At 68.8% G+C, this 20,284-nt stretch carries 17 protein-coding genes, 2 pseudogenes and 1 riboswitch; all 19 genes and pseudogenes read left to right on the forward strand.

The window, feature by feature from the left end; all coding sequences use genetic code 11:
* Positions 1-8 precede the first annotated feature (8 nt).
* On the forward strand, positions 9-524 hold the full coding sequence (gene cheW, locus PL79_RS11220; protein WP_031397017.1) for a chemotaxis protein CheW: 516 nt from the start codon (positions 9-11) through the stop codon (positions 522-524).
* A gap of 37 nt (positions 525-561) precedes the next feature.
* Positions 562-2,515 (forward strand): annotated as a pseudogene (locus tag PL79_RS11225) (methyl-accepting chemotaxis protein).
* A 3-nt stretch (positions 2,516-2,518) separates the two neighbouring features.
* Positions 2,519-3,532: a CheR family methyltransferase gene (locus tag PL79_RS11230; protein ID WP_135801034.1), complete on the forward strand. Its 1,014-nt coding sequence runs from the start codon at positions 2,519-2,521 to the stop codon at positions 3,530-3,532.
* Positions 3,529-4,290, forward strand: a complete 762-nt coding sequence (gene cheD, locus PL79_RS11235; protein WP_044846377.1) for a chemoreceptor glutamine deamidase CheD — start codon at positions 3,529-3,531, stop codon at positions 4,288-4,290. Before PL79_RS11230 ends, cheD begins: the two co-directional genes overlap by 4 nt.
* Complete coding sequence (locus PL79_RS11240) at positions 4,287-5,381, forward strand: protein-glutamate methylesterase/protein-glutamine glutaminase (protein ID WP_044846376.1); 1,095 nt, start codon at positions 4,287-4,289, stop codon at positions 5,379-5,381. Before cheD ends, PL79_RS11240 begins: the two co-directional genes overlap by 4 nt.
* A 67-nt stretch (positions 5,382-5,448) precedes the next feature.
* Complete coding sequence (cheY, locus tag PL79_RS11245; RefSeq protein WP_006754880.1) at positions 5,449-5,844, forward strand: chemotaxis response regulator CheY; 396 nt, start codon at positions 5,449-5,451, stop codon at positions 5,842-5,844.
* 1 nt (position 5,845) lies between these two features.
* On the forward strand, positions 5,846-6,577 hold the full coding sequence (gene cheZ, locus PL79_RS11250; RefSeq protein ID WP_044846375.1) for a protein phosphatase CheZ: 732 nt from the start codon (positions 5,846-5,848) through the stop codon (positions 6,575-6,577).
* Between the two features lie 283 nt (positions 6,578-6,860).
* A complete protein-coding gene (locus PL79_RS11255; protein WP_044846374.1) occupies positions 6,861-7,364 on the forward strand; it encodes a DUF2844 domain-containing protein in 504 nt (167 codons plus the stop codon).
* Between the two features lie 16 nt (positions 7,365-7,380).
* Entirely contained in the window at positions 7,381-8,640 is a 1,260-nt protein-coding gene (locus PL79_RS11260) for a DUF3443 domain-containing protein (RefSeq protein WP_044846373.1), read from the forward strand.
* A gap of 187 nt (positions 8,641-8,827) precedes the next feature.
* Positions 8,828-9,325, forward strand: a complete 498-nt coding sequence (locus PL79_RS11265) for a VOC family protein (protein WP_044846372.1) — start codon at positions 8,828-8,830, stop codon at positions 9,323-9,325.
* A gap of 362 nt (positions 9,326-9,687) precedes the next feature.
* A pseudogene (locus PL79_RS36590) lies at positions 9,688-9,957 on the forward strand (DUF805 domain-containing protein); the annotation flags it as partial.
* A gap of 572 nt (positions 9,958-10,529) precedes the next feature.
* Entirely contained in the window at positions 10,530-11,729 is a 1,200-nt protein-coding gene (flhB, locus tag PL79_RS11275) for a flagellar biosynthesis protein FlhB (protein WP_044846370.1), read from the forward strand.
* The gene (flhA, locus tag PL79_RS11280; RefSeq protein ID WP_044846369.1) at positions 11,726-13,828 is read left to right on the forward strand and encodes a flagellar biosynthesis protein FlhA; all 2,103 of its coding nucleotides are present in this window, start codon (positions 11,726-11,728) and stop codon (positions 13,826-13,828) included. The genes flhB and flhA overlap by 4 nt, the downstream gene beginning before the upstream one ends.
* Positions 13,825-15,606 (forward strand): flagellar biosynthesis protein FlhF, encoded by a 1,782-nt coding sequence (gene flhF / locus PL79_RS11285; RefSeq protein WP_044846368.1) that lies wholly within the window; start codon positions 13,825-13,827, stop codon positions 15,604-15,606. The genes flhA and flhF overlap by 4 nt, the downstream gene beginning before the upstream one ends.
* On the forward strand, positions 15,599-16,417 hold the full coding sequence (locus PL79_RS11290; RefSeq protein WP_044846367.1) for a MinD/ParA family ATP-binding protein: 819 nt from the start codon (positions 15,599-15,601) through the stop codon (positions 16,415-16,417). The genes flhF and PL79_RS11290 overlap by 8 nt, the downstream gene beginning before the upstream one ends.
* Positions 16,418-16,439: 22 nt before the next feature.
* Positions 16,440-17,174: an RNA polymerase sigma factor FliA gene (locus PL79_RS11295; protein ID WP_044846366.1), complete on the forward strand. Its 735-nt coding sequence runs from the start codon at positions 16,440-16,442 to the stop codon at positions 17,172-17,174.
* A 77-nt stretch (positions 17,175-17,251) separates the two neighbouring features.
* Positions 17,252-17,368, forward strand: a riboswitch (S-adenosyl-L-homocysteine riboswitch).
* 34 nt (positions 17,369-17,402) lie between these two features.
* Positions 17,403-18,821 (forward strand): adenosylhomocysteinase, encoded by a 1,419-nt coding sequence (gene ahcY / locus PL79_RS11300; protein WP_044846365.1) that lies wholly within the window; start codon positions 17,403-17,405, stop codon positions 18,819-18,821.
* A 182-nt stretch (positions 18,822-19,003) separates the two neighbouring features.
* On the forward strand, positions 19,004-19,357 hold the full coding sequence (locus PL79_RS11305; protein ID WP_006477367.1) for a phage holin family protein: 354 nt from the start codon (positions 19,004-19,006) through the stop codon (positions 19,355-19,357).
* A gap of 24 nt (positions 19,358-19,381) precedes the next feature.
* Positions 19,382-20,212 (forward strand): methylenetetrahydrofolate reductase [NAD(P)H], encoded by an 831-nt coding sequence (gene metF, locus PL79_RS11310; protein ID WP_044846364.1) that lies wholly within the window; start codon positions 19,382-19,384, stop codon positions 20,210-20,212.
* The last annotated feature ends 72 nt before the right edge of the window (positions 20,213-20,284 follow it).

Genomic DNA, 20,284 nt, shown 5'->3' on the forward strand with positions numbered 1-20,284 from the left:
AAGTCCAAATGATCAATCCGGCCGCGGCGAACGCGGCAACCAGCCGCCGCGATGCGGAGCAGGGCGATGCGACGGGCCAGGAATTCCTCGTCTTCACGCTCGGCGACGAGGAGTACGGGATCGACATCCTGAAGGTGCAGGAAATCCGCGGCTACGACAGCGTCACGCGCATCGCGAACGCGCCGGACTTCATCAAGGGCGTGATCAACCTGCGCGGGATCATCGTGCCGATCGTCGACATGCGGATCAAGTTCCATCTCGGCCGCGTCGAGTACGACCACCAGACGGTGGTGATCATCCTGAACGTGTCGAACCGCGTGGTCGGGATGGTGGTCGACGGCGTGTCGGACGTGCTGACGCTGCAGACCGACCAGATCATGCCGGCGCCGGAATTCGGCGCGACGCTGACGACCGAGTACCTCACGGGCCTCGGCACGGTCGACGGCCGGATGCTGATCCTGATGGACATCGAGAAGCTGATGTCGAGCCGGGAAATGGCGCTGATCGAGACGCTCGGCGGGTAAGCGCGCCGCGCGCGCAGCAATTTCGGGAGAATCTGCAATGTTGCATAACTGGTCGATCCGCACGACGCTCACGGCGGTCGGACTCATCCTCGTGGCGCTGGCCGCAGCCGTCGGCGGGCTCGGCCTGTACGCGCTGAATCACGCGAGCCGCTCGCTCGACGAGATTGCGCATGTCGACCTGCCGGCGATCCACACGCTCGACGACACGTCGTCGTACCTGCTGCGCGCGCGCGTGTCGCTCGACCGCTTCCGCTCGCTGACCGAAGCCGGCAACACGGCCGACGCGGGCAAGGTGCTCGACCGCGCGCAGGAGCTGTACGCGAAGTCGAACCAGAACTGGCAGGCGTTCCAGGCCACGCCGAAGCTCGGCATCGAGCAGGCGCTCGTCGACGAGCTCTCCGCACGCTACGCGACGATCGTGAAGGAAGGCGTCGAGCCGGAATTCGCGGCGGCGCGCGCGGGCGACATGGCCGCGTATCACGCGGTCGCCGACACGAAGATCAGCCCGATGTTCGTCGCGTACGACCAGGCGGCATCGGCCGTGGTCGCGTCGCTGCAGAAGCGCGCGGAGGAACGCCAGACCACGACGCAGTCGCAGATCTCGCTGATGATCGGCCTGATCGCGGCCGGCATCGCGATCGCGTTCGTCGTCGTGATCGCGATCCGCTTCGTGCTGCGCGGGCTGATCGTGAAGCCGCTCGAGGACGCGATCGCGCACTTCGAGCGGATCGCCGGCGGCGACCTCACGCAGCCGGTGAACGTGTTCAGCAACAATGAGATCGGCCGCCTGTTCGGCGGCATCAAGCGGATGCAGGACGCCGTGACGGCGATGGTGCAGGCCGTGCATCGCGGCACCGAATCGATCGACGTCGGCGCGCGCGAGATCTCGACCGGCAACACCGACCTGTCGCAGCGCACCGAGGAGCAGGCCGCGTCGCTGCAGGAAACCGCATCGAGCATGGAGCAGCTCACCGGCACCGTGCGGCAGAACGCGGAGAACGCGCGGCAGGCGAGCCAGCTCGCGGTGAACGCGTCCGACATCGCGACGCAGGGCGGCGAGGTGGTCGGCCAGGTCGTGTCGACGATGCAGGACATCGCGGCCAGCTCGGGCAAGGTCGTCGACATCATCGGCACGATCGAAGGCATCGCCTTCCAGACCAACATCCTCGCGCTGAACGCGGCGGTCGAAGCCGCGCGCGCGGGCGAGCAGGGCCGCGGCTTCGCGGTGGTCGCGGGCGAAGTGCGCTCGCTCGCGCAGCGCAGCGCGAGCGCCGCGAAGGAAATCAAGCAGCTGATCGGCGATTCGGCCGAGAAGGTCGACAGCGGGTCGGCGCTCGTCGCGCGGGCCGGCTCGACGATGGACGAGATCGTGCAGGCCGTGCGCCGCGTGACCGACATCATGGGCGAGATCAGCGCCGCGTCGGACGAGCAGTCGACCGGCATCGAGCAGGTCAATCGCGCGGTCGGCCAGATGGATTCCGTCACGCAGAGAACGCGGCGCTCGTCGAGCAGGCCGCGGCCGCCGCCGCGTCGCTCGAGGAGCAGACGCGCCAGATGAAGGGGTCGTGTCGGCGTGGCGCGTCGCGGGCGCATCGCGCTCGCGCCGGCGCGCGCGCCGCACGCCCCGGCCGCGCACGCAGCGGCGCGGCGCTGGCGTCGCCGTCGGAACGCCGCCATGAACCGCGCCGGCCGCATTGCCGGCACCGCAGACGGCCGCTCAGCCGGGGCGCCGCGCGTCGCCTGCGCCCGCGTCGCATGCGGTCACATGCATCGGCACGCCCGAGCCACGAAACGAAGCGCGCCCCGACGCCGCCGCACGCGCGGCGAAGGAAGCGCCGGCCGCGGCGGCTACGGCCGCGTTCGCGAAGGCGGCGCCGCAACCGGCGCACAAGCCGGCCGACAAGCCCGCGCTGGTGCGTCCGGCGCTGAGCGGCGAGAAGCCGGCGCTGGCCGCGGCCGGCACGTCCGATGACGACTGGGAGACCTTCTAAGCCATGCCGTCCGCGCGCGCACCGTTTCGATTCGATGCACCGGATGCCTCGCCCCGCGCGGGCGAGCCGGGGCGCGACTTCGCGTTCACCGGCGCGGATTTCGCACGCATCCGCGCGCTGATTCATCAACGCGCGGGCATCTCGCTGTCCGAGCACAAGCGCGACATGGCGTACAGCCGGCTCGCGCGCCGGCTGCGCGCCCGCGGCCTCGACACGTTCCGCGACTACCTCGACCTGCTCGAGCAGGAGGACGATCCGCTCGAGTGGGAGGCGTTCACCAACGCGCTGACGACGAACCTGACCGCGTTCTTCCGCGAGTCGCACCATTTCCCGATCCTGGCCGACTTCGTGAAGGGGTGCACGGCGCCCGTGTCGGTGTGGTGCTCGGCGGCGTCGACCGGCGAGGAGCCCTATTCGATCGCGATCACGCTGATCGAGGCGCTCGGCGAATCGGCCGCGCGCGGCGCATCGATCCTCGCGACCGACCTCGACACGCAGGTGCTCGCGAAGGCCGAGGCCGGCATCTATACGTACGACCAGGTCAAGCACCTGAGCCCGGAGCGGCTCAAGCGCTTCTTCCTGAAGGGCACCGGCGCGCAGGCCGGCCGCGTGAAGGTGCGCCCGGAGCTGCGCGCGATGATCCGCTTCGAGCAGCTGAACCTGACCGATGCCGACTACGGGATCGCGAAGCCGTTCGACGCGATCTTCTGCCGCAACGTGATGATCTATTTCGACAAGCCGACGCAGGGGCAGGTGCTGTCGCGCTTCGAGCCGCTCGTGAAACCGGGCGGGCTGCTGTTCGCCGGGCATTCGGAGAATTTCACCTACGTCTCGCAGGCGTTCCGGCTGCGCGGGCAGACGGTGTACGAGCTGACGCGCGCCCCGAAGGAAGTGCCCTTGGGGCACGATGCCGCGCCGGGCCTGCGCCCGCGCGGCGCGGCGCCGGCCGCGGCGGTGCCGCCGCGCGCCCATGCGCGTGCCGCGGGCGCCGCGCCCGCTTACGGAGAACGCGGATGAGCGCGCTGCCGATCGCCACCAATCGTTACTTCGACAACCACTTCGAACGCCCCGGCGTGAAGCTGCTGCCGAACGAGTTCTACACGACGTCCGAGGACATGGTGCTGATGACCGTGCTCGGCTCGTGCGTCGCCGCGTGCCTGCACGACCCGATCGCGGGCATCGGCGGGATGAATCACTTCATGCTGCCCGACGACGGCGCCGACGCCGGCGCGGCCGCATCGGAGTCGATGCGCTACGGCGCCTACGCGATGGAAGTGCTGATCAACGAACTGATCAAGGCCGGCGGGCGCCGCGAGCGCCTCGAGGCGAAGGTGTTCGGCGGTGCGGCCGTGCTGGCGGGGATGACGACCATCAACATCGGCGACCGCAACGCGGATTTCGTGCGCCGCTATCTCGCGCTCGAGCGCATCCGCATCACCGCCGAGGACCTGCAGGGCGTGCACCCGCGCAAGGTCGCGTTCATGCCGCGCAGCGGGCGCGCGATGGTGAAGAAGCTGCGGCTGCAGGTGCCGGGCGTGACCGAGCGCGAAGCCGCGCTGGCGCGCGAGGCCGACCGCGTGCACGCCGCCCGGACGCGCGCGCACGTCGAGCTGTTCGCGGCGAAGCGCCCGGCCGCGCCGCCGCCGGCGCGCCCGCGCATCGAGCTGTTCGGCGCACGCGGCGGCGCGGGCGCGCAGCCGGGGAACGCGAAGGCCGGCAGCCCGAACGCCGGCAGCCCGTACGCGGCCAACCATTCGAGAAAGCAGGAGGCATGACCGCAGTGCAGAAGATCAAAGTGTTGTGCGTCGACGATTCGGCGCTGATCCGCAGCCTGATGACGGAGATCATCAACAGCCAGCCCGACATGACGGTATGCGCGACCGCGCCCGATCCGCTCGTCGCGCGCGAACTCATCAAGCAGCACAACCCGGACGTCCTGACGCTGGACGTCGAAATGCCGCGCATGGACGGCCTCGACTTCCTCGAGAAGCTGATGCGCCTGCGGCCGATGCCGGTCGTGATGGTGTCGTCGCTGACCGAGCGCGGCTCCGAGATCACGCTGCGCGCGCTCGAACTCGGCGCGGTGGATTTCGTCACGAAGCCGCGCGTCGGAATCCGCGACGGCATGCTCGACTACGCGGAAAAACTCGCGGACAAGATCCGCGCGGCGTCGCGCGCCCGCGTGCGCCAGGCACCGCAGCCGCAGGCGGCCGCCGCGCGCACCGCGAGCGGCCAGCCGGCCGCGCCGATGATCAACAACCCGCTCGTCAGTACCGAGAAGCTGATCATCATCGGCGCGTCGACGGGCGGCACCGAGGCGATCCGCGAGGTGCTGACGCCGCTGCCGCCGGATGCGCCGGCGGTGCTGATCGCGCAGCACATGCCGCCCGGCTTCACGAAGTCGTTCGCGCAGCGGCTGAACGGCCTGTGCCGGATCGCGGTGAAGGAAGCCGAGCACGGCGAGCGCGTGCTGCCGGGCCATGCGTACATCGCGCCGGGCCATGCGCACCTGCTGCTCGCGCGCAGCGGCGCGAACTACATCGCGCAGCTGTCCGACGAGCCGCCGGTGAACCGCCACCGGCCGTCGGTCGACGTGCTGTTCCGCTCGGCGGCGCAGCACGCGGGCAAGAACGCGATCGGCGTGATCCTCACGGGGATGGGCCGCGACGGCGCGGCCGGCCTGCTGGACATGAAGCGCGCGGGCGCCCACACGTTCGCGCAGGACGAGGCGAGCTGCATCGTGTTCGGGATGCCGCGCGAGGCGATCGCGCTCGGCGGCGCGGACGAGGTCGCGCCGCTTGCCGAGATGAGCCGGCGCGTGATGGCGCGGCTGGCGACGATGGGTGACCGCGTGCAACGCGTCTGAATGAAATGTCACGGGGCGCGTGCGAAGCCGCGGGCCCCGACGGTAACGAATCTGCAAAGGAACGACGATGGACAAGAGCATGAAAATCCTGGTGGTGGACGATTTCCCGACGATGCGCAGGATCGTCCGCAACCTGCTCAAGGAACTGGGCTACACGAACGTCGACGAAGCCGAGGACGGCGCGGCCGGCCTCGCGCGCTTGCGCGGCGGCGGCTTCGACTTCGTGATCTCGGACTGGAACATGCCGAACCTCGACGGCCTCGCGATGCTGAAGGAAATCCGCGCGGACGCGACGCTCACGCATCTGCCGGTGCTGATGGTCACGGCCGAGTCGAAGAAGGAGAACATCATCGCGGCCGCGCAGGCCGGCGCGAGCGGCTACGTCGTGAAACCGTTCACGGCCGCGACGCTCGACGAGAAGCTGAACAAGATCATCGACAAGATGGCCAAGGCCGGGAGCTGACGTGAACGAGCCGATCCATGCGGCGCTCGCCGGCGCTGCGTTCAGCGCCGACGGCCACGCCGAAGGCGCCGATTACGCGAGCGACCGGATCCTCGCGCGCATCGGCCACGTCACGCGCACGCTGCGCGATTCGATGCGCGAGCTCGGGCTCGACAAGCATGTCGAGCGCGCGGCGGAAGCCGTGCCCGATGCACGCGACCGGCTGCGCTACGTCGCGACGATGACCGAGCAGGCGGCCGAGCGCGTGCTGAACGCGATCGAGGTCGCGAAGCCGGTGCAGGCGCGCATCCAGAACGAGGCCGAGGCGCTCGACGCGCGCTGGGCGCAGTGGTACGCGGCGCCGATCGAGCATACGGAAGTGCGCGCGCTGATGGACGACACGCGCACGTTCCTGCGCGCGCTGCCCGAAGCGACGTCCGCGACCAGCGCGCAGCTGCTCGAGATCATGCTCGCGCAGGATTTCCAGGACCTGACCGGGCAGGTGATCAAGAAGATCATGGACATGGTCTATCTGATCGAGCAGCAGCTGCTCACCGTGCTCGTCGAGAACATCGCACCCGAGCGGCGCGAGCAGTTCGCGGCGACCGCGGCCGCGCTCGCGGCCGAGCAGATCAGCGCGACCGGCAGCCCCGAGTCGCTGCTGAACGGGCCGCAGATCGCACCGGAAGGCAAGTCCGACGTCGTGCAGGACCAGGCGCAGGTCGACGACCTGCTCGCGAGTCTCGGCTTCTGACCATGCCGCACCGCACGCCACCGGGCCGCTTCCGTTCGTGGAGCGCCCGGTGTGCGCGGCTTTCACCCTGCCTCTCCCGCCGAGCCCCCCGCGCGCGGGTCGTGCCGCTCGTCATGCTGCGCCGCGTCATGCATTGTTGATTTGACACTCCGACACACTCCGCAGGCATACTACGCATCAGCAGCAACGAAGCGTCATTCTTAAGACTTTGATTTGTTGGCCCGCGGCGCCGTGCCTGATGGCGGCACCGCCGGCAACGAAGCCAGTCCCTTTGGGGGGGAACGTGAAGCTGAAACGCTTGGGCTGGGCCGCCGCGCACGCGACGGCTGCAATGGGTGTGCTGTGGGCCGTCCACGCACAGGCCGAACTGGGCGGCGCACCGATGTCGCCGCCGGCGGACGATCACGCCGCCACGGTGCGCGCGCTGCAGCGCGCGATGCGCTCCGCCGACGGCGCGCAGGCGAGCGCGGCCGCCTACACCGTCCGCGAGATCACGCTCGGATCGGGCACCGTCATCCACGAATACGCGAGCGCGGCCGGCACCGTGTTCGGCCTCGCCTGGCGCGGGCCGAGCATGCCGGATCTCGAGTCGCTGCTCGGCAGCTATTTCCCGCAGTACACCGCCGGCGTCCAGGCGGCGCATGCGGCGCGCGGCTGGCGCGCGCCCGTGTCCGTCGACACGAGCAGCCTCGTGATCCGCACGGGCGGCCACATGGGCGCCTTCGCGGGCCAGGCATGGCTGCCGGCGGCGCTGCCTGCCGGGCTGACCGGCAACGACATCCAGTGACAGCGGGAGAGCGATCTTGAGAATTCCTCGTACCTTCAGGCGCTGGCTCGGGCTGCTGAGCGTCGCGGCCGTGACGGCCATGCTCGTGACCGCCTGCGGCGGCGGCGATGACAACGGCGGCGGCAGCGGCGGCAGCGGCGGCGGCAATGGCTCCAACGTATCGGACGGCAATACCGCGAACACGGCCGTGATCACGGTCGGCACCGGCGTCGCGCACGTGATCAACATCCCGACCGTCAACGTGAAGATCTGCGTGCCGGGCACGACGAACTGCCAGGTGGTCAACAACGTGCTCGTCGACACCGCGTCGTACGGGCTGCGGCTCGTCAGCAGCGCGCTGTCGTCGGGCGTGTTGAACAACCTGCCGCAGACGACGAGCGGCGGCGCGCCGGTCGCCGAGTGCGGCAAGTTCGTGTCGAGCTTCACGTGGGGTTCGGTGCGTACCGTCGACCTGTCGATCGGTACCGAGCAGGCGGGTTCGCTGCCGGTGCAGATCATCGGCGATCTCGGCACGACCAACGTGCCGAGCTCGTGCTCGAACAACGGCGCCAGGACGTCGGCCAATACGGCGAGCGACCTCGGCGCGAACGGCATCCTCGGCATCGGGCCGGCGCCGGTCGATTGCGGCACGAGCTGTGCGACGTCGACGTCGGCCACGTCCAACAACTACTACGCGTGCCCGAACGGCAATGCGAGCTGCGCCGTGGCGCTGGTGCCGGTCGCGCAGCAGGTGGCCAACCCGGTCCATCGCTTCGCGACCGACAACAACGGCGTGATCGTGCAGATGCCGAACATCTCGAGCAGCGGGCAGGGCAGCGCGACGGGCCTGCTGACGTTCGGGATCGGCACGCAGGGCAACAATGCGCTGGGGGCGTCGACGGTGCTGACGTCGACGACGACGGGCGACGTGAGTGCGACGTTCCTCGGCGGCAACGTGACCGCGTTCTTCGATACGGGCTCGAACGCGTACTTCTTCAACGATTCGGCGCAGAAGGCCTGTACGACCAACACGCAGTTCTACTGCCCGTCGTCGACGACCACCTATACGGCGACGCTGACCGGCCAGAACGGGAAGTCGGGCGGCGTGTCGATGCCCGTCGCGAACGCCGATTTGCTGTTCGCGAATGCGTCGACGTTCGCGTTCAACGACATCGCCGGCCCGTTCGGCGCGGCCGGTTGGCTCGATCTCGGCATGCCGCACTTCTACGGCAAGACGATTTACTTCGGGATGGACCGGACCGCGACCGGCGGCGCGCAGCCTTACGTCGCGTTCTGATCGCGCACGGACGGCAGCAGCAGGAAGGGGACGAGCGATCGCCCCCTTTTTTTTAGGTTCGTCGCGGATTCCCGGGGAACGCTGCGCCAGCGCCTACGATATAAGACCGGCACCGGCACCGGCACCGGCACCGGCACCGGCACCGGTGCCGGCACCGGTGCCGGCACGACATCGAGGAGACAGCGCCATGAGCCAGCGTATCCAACGCATCACGCCGTTTCTGTGGTTCGACCACGACGCCGAGGCGGCCGCCCGCTTCTACGTGTCGGTGTTCGACGACGCGCGCATCCTGCACGTCGCCCGTTACGGCAAGTCCGGCGCGCAGGCGTCGGGCCAGGCGGAGGGCGCGGTGATGACGGTGTCGTTCGAACTGGACGGGCAGGCGTTTCTTGCGCTGAACGGCGGCCCGGCGTTCCCGCTCACACCGGCCGTGTCGTTCGTCGTCAACTGCCGCGACCAGCAGGAGATCGACCGCTACTGGGCGGCCCTGGCCGAAGGCGGCGACGAGCGCGCGCAGCAGTGCGGCTGGCTGCGCGACCGCTTCGGCGTGTCGTGGCAGGTGGTGCCGGTGCAGATGCCCGAACTGATGGCGGGCGACCCGGCACGCGCCGAACGCGTGATGGCGCAGGTGATGAAGATGAAGAAGCTCGATCTCGGCGCGTTGCAGCAGGCGGCGGCCGGCTAGCGAACGCCGGCCGGGGGACGCGCCGTTTTCGACGTGCGCGCGCGACGTCCGGCGATATTCCCGGCCGGTCGGTCAATCAGCGCAGAACGAACGTTTCGATTATCGATCGAGATGCGTTTCACGCTGGTGTAATCAAGTTGTGGATTATCTTGCTGCTATTTACGTCAGGTCGTCGCGATTATAAAAATGACGTGACATGCGCGTTGGCGATACGGCACGCCGCCGCTGCGGCCGCTCCAGTAATGCGAAAGACGGCGTGAGAGACGGTCAGCATGCGAAAGGGGATGCGATGCGAAGAAATTCAAACTTATAATGCCCGCGTTGTTTCCGAGGTCGTCGATATAAAACATGAGGGCAATAAGATGAGTTTCAGTGAAGCCGTTCGTGCCGCACTCAATCAATACGCGAAATTCGAGGGCCGCGCGCGCCGCGCGGAATACTGGTATTTCGCGTTGCTCACGAGCGTCGTGTCGATCCTCTGCCAGGCGATCACCATGGTGGGGCCGGACACGAGCGCGATCTCGCTGCTGCTGATGATCGTCGCGGCCGTCGTGTCGCTCGCGCTGGTGCTGCCGAGCCTCGCGGTCACCGTCCGCCGCCTGCACGATACGGGCCGCTCGGGCTGGTTCCTGCTGATCGCGCTCATTCCGCTCGTCGCGGGATTCTGCTGCTCGTGTGGATGTGCTCGCGCGGCACCAACGGCCCGAACCGTTTCGGCTCGGATCCGATTCCGGCGATCTGAGCGCCGCCCCCCCGACGCGCGACGCGCGACGCCGTCGTGTCGGGGCGGGCCGACGATCGCTTCACGGCTGCCTTGCTTCGCTGCTTGGCTGCTTGGCAGATCCCACGCTTCACCGTTTCCCCATTTCCCGCTTCGCCGCTTCGCCGCGTCACACCTTCATCCACATCACCACATCACCACATCGCCACGTCACCACGTCACCACGCCACCGCGCCACCGCGCCACCGCGCCACCGCGCCACCGCGCCGCCGCGCCGCCGTGCCCGCGAACGCGGTTTCCATCGTCTCCCCGCGCGCCGCACCCGCCCGCCGGCTGCCCGCCGGCTGTCCGCCGCCCCCGCTCGCCCGATTCCTCGAAATACCCCCCTTTCCCGGCTTTGCTCGACCGATCGGCGTTTGACGAGCGCATGAATAATCGGTGTCACTGGAGAACGGCATTTCGCCGTACCCGACTGGAGGCCCCGTGGCAGACGAGAGCGATCTCGACAGAACCGAAGCCGCCACTCCGAGGCGCCGCGAGAAGGCGCGCGAGGAGGGGCAGGTCGCGCGTTCGCGCGAGCTGGCTTCGTTCGCGCTGCTCGCGGCCGGGTTCTACGGCGCGTGGCTGCTCGCGGGTCCGTCGGGCGCCCACCTCCAGACGATGCTGCGCGGTGCGTTCGCGTTCGACCGCGCCACCGCGTTCGACCCGCACCGGATGCTGTCGGCGGCCGGCAGCGCGAGCCTCGAGGGTCTCGCCGCGCTGCTGCCGATCCTGGCGCTCACCGGCCTCGCCGCGCTGCTCGCGCCGATGGCGCTCGGCGGCTGGCTGATCTCGCAGAAGACCTTCGAGCTGAAGTTCGACCGCCTGAACCCGATCTCGGGCCTGGGCCGGATGTTCTCGATCCAGGGGCCGATCCAGCTCGGGATGTCGCTCGCGAAGACGCTCGTCGTCGGCGGGATCGGCGGGATCGCGATCTGGCGCAGCAAGGACGAGCTGCTCGGCCTCGCGACCCAGCCGCTCGGCTCGGCGCTCGCCGATGCGCTGCATCTGGTCGCCGTGTGCTGCGGCACGACGGTCGCCGGGATGCTGGTGGTCGCCGCGCTCGATGTGCCTTACCAACTCTGGCAGTACAACAAGAAGTTGCGCATGACGAAGGAAGAAGTGAAGCGCGAGCATCGCGAGAACGAAGGCGATCCGCACGTGAAGGGCCGCATCCGCCAGCAGCAGCGCGCGATCGCGCGGCGCCGGATGATGGCCGCCGTGCCGAAGGCCGACGTGGTCGTCACGAACCCGACGCACTTCGCCGTCGCGCTGCAGTACACGGACGGCGAGATGCGTGCGCCGAAGGTCGTCGCGAAGGGCGTGAACCTCGTCGCCGCGCGCATCCGCGAACTCGCGGCCGAGCACAACGTGCCGCTGCTCGAGGCGCCGCCGCTCGCGCGTGCGCTGTATCACAACGTCGAACTCGAACGCGAGATTCCCGGCTCGCTGTACTCGGCCGTCGCCGAAGTGCTCGCGTGGGTCTACCAGCTCAAGCGTTTCCGCTCGGAAGGCGGCGCCTTCCCGGCCGCGCCGGTCGATCTCGACGTGCCGGCCGACCTCGACAAGGGGTCGTCGGTCGCCGCCGACGACGAGCGTGAAGAAGCCGAAGACACGCTCGGCAAGCAAGGGAACGCAGCATGAGCACCCCGACCACCGGCCTGTTCGCCAAACGCCCGAACCCGTTCGCGGGCACCAACCTGCGCGCGCTCGCGGGCCCGATCCTCATCTGCATGATCCTGGGGATGATGATCCTGCCGCTGCCGCCGCTGCTGCTGGATCTGCTGTTCACGTTCAACATCGCGCTGTCGGTGATGGTGCTGCTCGTCAGCATGTACACGATGAAGCCGCTCGACTTCGCGGCGTTCCCGAGCGTGCTGCTGTTCTCGACGCTGTTGCGGCTGTCGCTGAACGTCGCGTCGACGCGCGTCGTGCTGCTCGAAGGCCACACCGGCCCCGACGCGGCCGGCCAGGTGATCGAGGCGTTCGGCCACTTCCTCGTCGGCGGCAACTTCGCGGTCGGCATCGTCGTGTTCGTGATCCTGATGATCATCAACTTCATGGTGATCACGAAGGGCGCGGGGCGGATCGCCGAAGTGTCCGCGCGCTTCACGCTCGACGCGATGCCCGGCAAGCAGATGGCGATCGACGCCGACCTGAACGCCGGCCTCATCAACGAAGAGCAGGCCCGCAAGCGCCGCCTCGCCGTGTCGCAGGAAGCCGAGTTCTACGGGTCGATGGACGGCGCGTCGAAGTTCGTGCGCGGCGACGCGATCGCCGGCCTGATCATCATGGCGATCAACGTGATCGGCGGGCTGATCGTCGGGATGGTGCAGCACGACATGAGCTTCGCCGCGGCCGGCACCAACTACACGCTGCTGACGATCGGCGACGGCCTCGTCGCGCAGATCCCGTCGCTCGTGATCTCGACCGCGGCCGGCGTGATCGTGTCGCGCGTCGCGACCGACGAGGACATCGGCACGCAGATCACCGGCCAGCTGTTCACCAACCCGCGCGTGCTCAACATCACCGGCGCGATCATCGTGCTGATGGGGCTGATCCCGGGCATGCCGCACGTCGCGTTCCTCGCGCTCGGCGGCGGCGCGATCTGGCTGGCCCGCACGCAGACGCGTCGCGCGGCGGCCCGAGTGGCGGCCGGCGACGTGACCGAGATCGCACCGCCCGCCGCGCTGCCGGGCGACAGCCACGAGGCGACCTGGGACGACGTGCAGCTGATCGATCCGCTCGGCCTCGAAGTCGGCTACCGACTGATTCCGCTCGTCGACAAGAACAGCGACGGCGAGCTGCTCAAGCGCATCAAGAGCATCCGCAAGAAATTCGCGCAGGAAATCGGCTTCCTGCCGCCGGTGATCCACATCCGCGACAACCTCGAGCTGCGGCCGAACGCATACCGGATCGCGCTGAAGGGCGTCGAGATCGGCACGGGCGAAGTGTTCCCGGGCCAGTGGCTCGCGATCAACCCGGGCCAGGTGACGGCCGCGCTGCCGGGCGCCACGACGCAGGATCCGGCGTTCGGGTTGCCGGCCGTGTGGATCGACGTCGCGATGCGCGAGCAGGCGCAGGTGTACGGCTACACGGTCGTCGATGCGAGCACGGTCGTCGCGACCCACCTGAACCATCTGGTCGTGCAGCACGCGGCCGAGCTGCTCGGCCGCCAGGAAGTGCAGTCGCTCGTCGAGCGCACCGGCAAGGATGCGCCGTCGCTCGTCGAGGACCTCGTGCCGAAGACGATCTCGCTGACGACGCTGCAGAAAGTGCTGCAGAACCTGCTCGAGGAAGGCGTGCCGATCCGCGACATGCGCACGATCCTCGAGGCCGTGTCCGAACACGCGGGCCGCGGCGACGCGTACGAGATCACCGCCGCGGTGCGGCTGTCGCTCGGCCGGGCGATCACGCAGCAGTGGTATCCGGGCGCGGGCGAGATGCAGGTGATGGGCCTCGATTCGAATCTCGAGCGCGTGCTGTCGCAGGCGCTCGCCACCGGCGCGAACCCGGGCCTCGAACCCGGCCTCGCGCACAACCTTCTGACCGGCACGCAGCAAGCGATGCTGCGTCAACAGAATCTCGGGCTGCCGCCCGTGCTGCTGGTGCAGCACGCGCTGCGCGCGATGCTCGCGCGTTTCCTGCGCCGCAGCCTGCCGCAACTGAAAGTGCTGTCGTATGCCGAAGTGCCGGACACGCGCACGATCAAAGTCGTTAACGTCATCGGGGGTTCCGCTTGAACATTCGCAAATTCACCGGCGCGACCAGCCGCGACGCGCTCCGCCTCGTGCGCGAGGCACTGGGTGCCGACGCCGTCGTGCTGTCGAACCGCACGCTCGATGACGGCAGTGTCGAAATCGTCGCGCTCGCCGATTCGGATCTCGCCGCGGTCGCGCCGCCGGCCGCGGCCCGGGCGCGCAGCCTTCCGCCGCGCACGCCGGAATCCGTGCCGGCCGCAGCCGTGCCGGGCATCGTGTCGCGCCCGGGTGCCGGGCTCGCGCGCCCGGCCGTCAATCCGTATGCGGCAGGCGAGGGCGGGCTCCCGGACGTGTTTTCCTCGGTGTTCGGCGCGCGCGCCGAAGCGACGGAGCCGGCCGCGGAACCGACCGCCTTCGACGCGGATGCCGACGCGCACGCAACGGCCGCGGCATCGGCTGCGCCCGTTGCGCCGATCACCGCTGCCGGCACGCCGTCGGCAGCGTCCGAACCCGCGCCGTGGCTCGTCGAGCACGCGAAACGCCTGACCCAGCAGCGCGAAGCGCTGATCGCCCGCGCGCAGGCCGCGCCGGCCGCCCCGCAAGCGCCGGCCCGCACGCAGCAGGACGCCGCACCCGCGACGCCGGCCGCCTGGGCGCGCGACATCGTGCGCGACGCCGAGCGCCGGATGCCGCCGGCCGCCGCTGCGACGGCCCGCCAGGGCGAAACGGGCGCCGCGAAGCCGGCCGAACGCACGCGCCTGTCCGCCGAGGCTGCCGCCGCGGTGGCAGACGCGGTGAAGGCGCGCGTCGAGAGCATCGTCAACGACACGGTGATGCACGAGCTCGGCGCGATGCGCGGGATGATGGAAGCGCAGTTCGACAGCCTGATGTGGCACGACCGCCAGCGCCGCAGCCCGGTGCACGGTGCGCTGACCCGGCACCTGTTCTCGGCCGGCTTCTCCGCGCAGCTGGTGCGCATGCTGGTCGACAACCTGCCGTCCGGCGACGGCGCGCAGACCTTCGAGCAGGCCGCCGACTGGGCGCAGTCGGTACTCGCGGCGAACCTGCCGGTGCTCGACAGCGAAGACGCGCTGATGGAGCGCGGCGGCGTGTTCGCGCTGATGGGGCCGACCGGCGTCGGCAAGACGACGACCACCGCGAAGCTCGCCGCGCGCTGCGTGATGCGCTTCGGCGCGAGCAAGGTCGCGCTGCTGACCACCGACAGCTACCGGATCGGCGGCCACGAGCAGCTGCGCATCTTCGGCAAGATCCTCGGCGTCCCCGTGCATGCGGTGAAGGATGCGGGCGATCTCGAGCTCGCGCTGTCCGAGCTGCGCAACAAGCACATCGTGCTGATCGACACGATCGGCATGAGCCAGCGCGACCGCGCGCTGTCCGACCAGATCGCGATGCTGCACGGTGCGAACGCGCCGGTGCAGCGCCTGCTGCTGCTCAACGCGACGAGCCACGGCGACACGCTCAACGAGGTCGTCCAGGCCTACCGCAGCGCGGCCGACCATCCGCACGCGGCACATCCCGATCTCGCCGGCTGCATCCTGACCAAGCTCGACGAGGCGACCCACCTCGGCGGCGTGCTCGACACGGTGATCCGCTACAAGCTGCCGGTCCACTACGTGTCGACCGGCCAGAAGGTGCCGGAGAACCTGTACGTCGCGTCGACCAAATTCCTGCTGAAGAGCGCGTTCTGTGTGCCGCGCGACGGCTCGCCCTTCGTGCCGCAAGACGAAGACATGCCGACGCTGCTGTCCGCACTGACCGCACGTTCCACCGCCGAGCTGCACGAGGTGCGATTTGGATAAACGGATCATCGATCAGGCCGAAGGGCTGCGGCGCCTGCTGGCCGGGCGCGCGTCGCGCATCGTCGCGGTGACGGGCGGGCCGGCGGGCGTCGGCTGCACGTCCACCGTCGTGAACCTCGCGGCGGCGCTGACCGCGCTCGGCAAGGACGTGCTCGTCGTCGACGAGCGCGCCGACGTGCAGTCGGCCACGGCGACGCTCGCGGGCGCGTGGCTGCGCGACGGCGAACGCACGCGCGTCGCCGCCGGCTTCGGCCTGTGCGCGGCCGCGCGGCTCGCACGCGACGGCTACGACGATACGGAACTGAGCGACTTCGTCGACGGCCAGGCCGACATCGTGCTGGTCGACGCGCAGCTCGGCGCCGACGGCGGGTTCTCCGCGCTCGCGCGCGAGGCGCACGACGTGCTGATCGTCACGCGGGTTGCCGCGCAGGCGATCACCGAGGCGTACGCGTGCATGAAGCGCCTGCATTTCGCGCACGCGGTCGCGCAGTTCCGCGTGCTGACCAATCACGTCGGCAGCCACGCGGACGCCAGGACCGCATTCGACAACCTCGCGGGCGTCGCGAGCCGCTACCTGACGGTGTCGATCGCCGACGCCGGCTGCGTGAACGCCGATCCGCTCGTCGAGCATGCGCGCGACCTGATGCATACCGCGGTCGACGCGTTTCCGTCGTCGGCCGCCGCGCGCGATTACCGGCAGATTGCCGCCGACCTGCTGTACTGGCCGATGCGCCCGGGCACGGGCGCGGGGCGCGCCGTGCATGCGGGCGGCAAGCCGTCTTACGAGGCGGGTGCGGCGCACGCCGCGTGAGCGCCACCGCAAGGAGAGAGCCATGATGTACAACGCTCAGGGAAAGATGACCCAGGCCGACGTGCTCGCGCAATACGCGCCGCTCGTGCGGCGCCTGGGGCTGCAGCTCGTCGCGAAGATGCCGGCGAGCGTCGACCTCGACGACCTGATCCAGGCCGGCATGATCGGCCTGATGGACGCGGCCGGCCGCTACAAGGAAGACCAGGGCGCGCAGTTCGAGACCTACGCGACCCAGCGCATCCGCGGCGCGATGCTCGACGAGCTGCGCAGCAACGACTGGCTGCCGCGCAGCCTGCGCAAGACGTCGCGCGAGGTCGAGCACGCGGTGCACCAGGTCGAGCAGCAGCTCGGCCGCTCGGCGAGCGAGACCGAGATCGCGCAGCACCTGAAGATGCCGCTCGACGAATACCAGGGGATGCTGCAGGACCTGCACGGCAGCCAGCTCATCTATTACGAGGATTTCGACCGCGCGGCCGACGACGAGCCGTTCCTCGACCGCTATCGCGTCGATCATGCCGATCCGCTGTCGGCGCTGCTCGACGACCACCTGCGCGAGGCGCTCGTCGACGCGATCGACCGGCTGCCCGAGCGCGAGAAGCTGCTGATGTCGCTGTACTACGAGCGCGGGCTGAACCTGCGCGAGATCGGCGCGGTGCTCGAAGTCAGCGAGTCGCGCGTGTGCCAGCTGCACAGCCAAGCCGTCGCGCGCCTGCGCGCGCGGTTGCGCGAACAGGCTTGGGTCGGCGCGGAGAACTGACCCTTTCATTGCGCCCACGCGCGCCGATGCCGCGCGCGGCGCGCATTTCCCGCGCCGATTTGCTACAATCCCTCCCGTTTTCCGAGGAGCGTTGCGACGGACCATCCTGCGTCCGCCAGGCTCGGAAAGCTTCACCAAGCAGCCGTGCGGCGATATTCGCACCGGCCCCGCTTCCTGAACGGCGCTCACGTCACCAATTTCTAGAACTTTTTTAGAAAGGAGGGCGTGATGAACGCCATTATCGATTCCAAGGCTTCCACCGATTACATCGTCGCCGACATGGCGCTTGCAGGCTGGGGCCGCAAGGAACTGAACATCGCCGAGACCGAAATGCCGGGCCTCGTGCAGATCCGCGACGAATACAAGGCGCAGCAGCCGCTGAAGGGCGCGCGCATCGCCGGTTCGCTGCACATGACGATCCAGACCGGCGTGCTGATCGAGACGCTGAAGGCGCTCGGCGCCGATGTCCGCTGGGCGTCGTGCAACATCTTCTCGACGCAGGACCACGCTGCAGCGGCGATCGTCGAAGCCGGCACGCCGGTGTTCGCGTTCAAGGGCGAGTCGCTCGACGAATACTGGGAGTTCTCGCACCGCATCTTCGAATGGCCGAACGGCGAATTCGCGAACATGATCCTGGACGACGGCGGCGATGCAACGCTGCTGCTGATCCTCGGCTCGAAGGCCGAGAAGGACCGTTCGGTGATCGCGAAGCCGACCAACGAGGAAGAAGTCGCGCTGTACAAGTCGATCGCGAAGCACCTCGACGCGGACCCGACCTGGTACTCGACGCGCCTCGCGCACATCAAGGGCGTGACCGAAGAAACCACGACCGGCGTGCACCGCCTGTACCAGATGGAAAAGGACGGCCGCCTGCCGTTCCCGGCGTTCAACGTGAACGACTCGGTCACGAAGTCGAAGTTCGACAACCTGTACGGCTGCCGCGAATCGCTCGTCGACGGCATCAAGCGCGCGACCGACGTGATGATCGCGGGCAAGGTCGCGGTCGTCGCGGGCTACGGCGACGTGGGCAAGGGCTGCGCGCAGTCGCTGCGCGGCCTGGGCGCGACCGTGTGGGTCACCGAAATCGACCCGATCTGCGCGCTGCAGGCGGCGATGGAAGGCTACCGAGTCGTGACGATGGAATACGCGGCCGACAAGGCCGACATCTTCGTGACGGCGACCGGCAACTACCACGTGATCAACCACGATCACATGAAGGCGATGCGCCACAACGCGATCGTCTGCAACATCGGCCACTTCGACTCGGAAATCGACGTCGCGTCGACCCGCCAGTACCAGTGGGAAAACATCAAGCCGCAGGTCGACCACATCATCTTCCCGGACGGCAAGCGCGTGATCCTGCTGGCCGAAGGCCGCCTCGTGAACCTCGGCTGCGCGACCGGCCACCCGTCGTTCGTGATGTCGAACTCGTTCGCGAACCAGACGCTCGCGCAGATCGAGCTGTTCGTGCGCGGCAACGAGTACGAGAACAAGGTGTACGTGCTGCCGAAGCATCTCGACGAAAAGGTCGCGCGCCTGCACCTCGCGCGCATCGGCGCGAACCTGTCCGTGCTGTCGGACGAGCAGGCTGCGTACATCGGCGTGCAGAAGGACGGCCCGTTCAAGCCGAACCACTACCGCTACTGATGCGCCGCCGCCGCCGTGCCGCGTGCGTCCCGCATCGGGCGGGCGCGGTACGGCGGCACGGTGCCGGATCGCCGGCCGTCGCGTCATGTCCGCCGCTGCACGGGCACGCGCGGCGGCCGGCGGCGGTCACCGAGCATTGACCGACCAGATCGACCAGATCGACAACCGAACCGGAGCCCTCCATGAGCGTCATCCTCACCTGGGTCATCAACGCCCTCGCGCTGCTGATCATCACGTACCTCGTGCCGTCGATCCACATCAAGAGCTTCGGCACCGCGCTGATCATCGCGGTCGTGCTCGGCCTGATCAACACGGTGATCCGGCCGGTGCTGATCCTGCTGACGCTGCCCGTCACGATCGTCACGCTCGGGGTGTTCATCCTCGTCGTGAACGCGCTGTGCTTCTGGTTCGCGTCGTCGCTGCTGAAAGGGTTCGAGGTGTCGGGTTTCTGGTCGGCGTTCTTCGGTTCGATCCTGTACAGCATCGTGTCGTGGCTGCTGTCCGCGCTGATCTTCGGGCAGCGCGACATCGGCTGACGGCCGGGCCCACTCTTGCGAATCATGAAACCGATCGAACTCTCGTTTGAATTCTTCCCGCCGAAGACGGCGGAGGGCGTCGAGAAGCTGCGCGCGACGCGTGCGCAGCTGCTGCCGCTGAAGCCGAAATTCGTCTCCGTGACGTTCGGCGCCGGCGGCTCGACGCAGCAGGGCACGCTCGATACCGTGCTCGACATGCAGAAGGACGGCCTCGAGGCCGCGCCGCACCTGTCGTGCATCGGCTCGTCGCGCGACAACCTGCGCGCGATCCTCGACCAGTACCGCTCGCACGGCATCCGGCATATCGTCGCGCTGCGCGGCGACCTGCCGTCGGGGATGGGCGCGGTCGGCGAGCTGCGCTATGCGTCCGAGCTCGTCAGCTTCATCCGCGCCGAGCATGGCGACTGGTTCCACATCGAAGTCGCCGGCTATCCGGAATACCACCCGCAATCGCGCTCGCCGAAGGCCGATCTCGAGAACTTCGCGCGCAAGGTGAAAGCCGGCGCGAATTCCGCGATCACGCAATACTTCTTCAACGCCGACGCGTATTTCCGCTTCGTCGAGGATGCGCGCAAGCTGGGGGTGGACGTGCCGATCGTGCCGGGCATCATGCCGATCACGAACTTCTCGCAGCTGATGCGCTTCTCGGAAATGTGCGGCGCGGAAGTGCCGCGCTGGGTCGCGCGCCGGCTCGAGAGCTTCGGCGACGATCGCGACGCGATCCGTGCGTTCGGCGCGGACGTCGTCACGAGCCTGTGCCAGCGCCTGATCGACGCAGGCGTGCCGGGCCTGCACTTCTATACGCTGAACGCGGCGGCCGCGACGCGGACGATCTGCGAACGGCTCTCCATGTAAGCGTCATCACGCGGTTGCATGCGTCAAAAGCCCCGTCGGCAAAACCGGCGGGGCTTTTTTTTCGCTGCCGGT

This window comes from Burkholderia sp. USMB20 (genome assembly GCF_000949135.2).
In the GTDB taxonomy this organism is placed as follows: Bacteria; Pseudomonadota; Gammaproteobacteria; order Burkholderiales; family Burkholderiaceae; genus Burkholderia.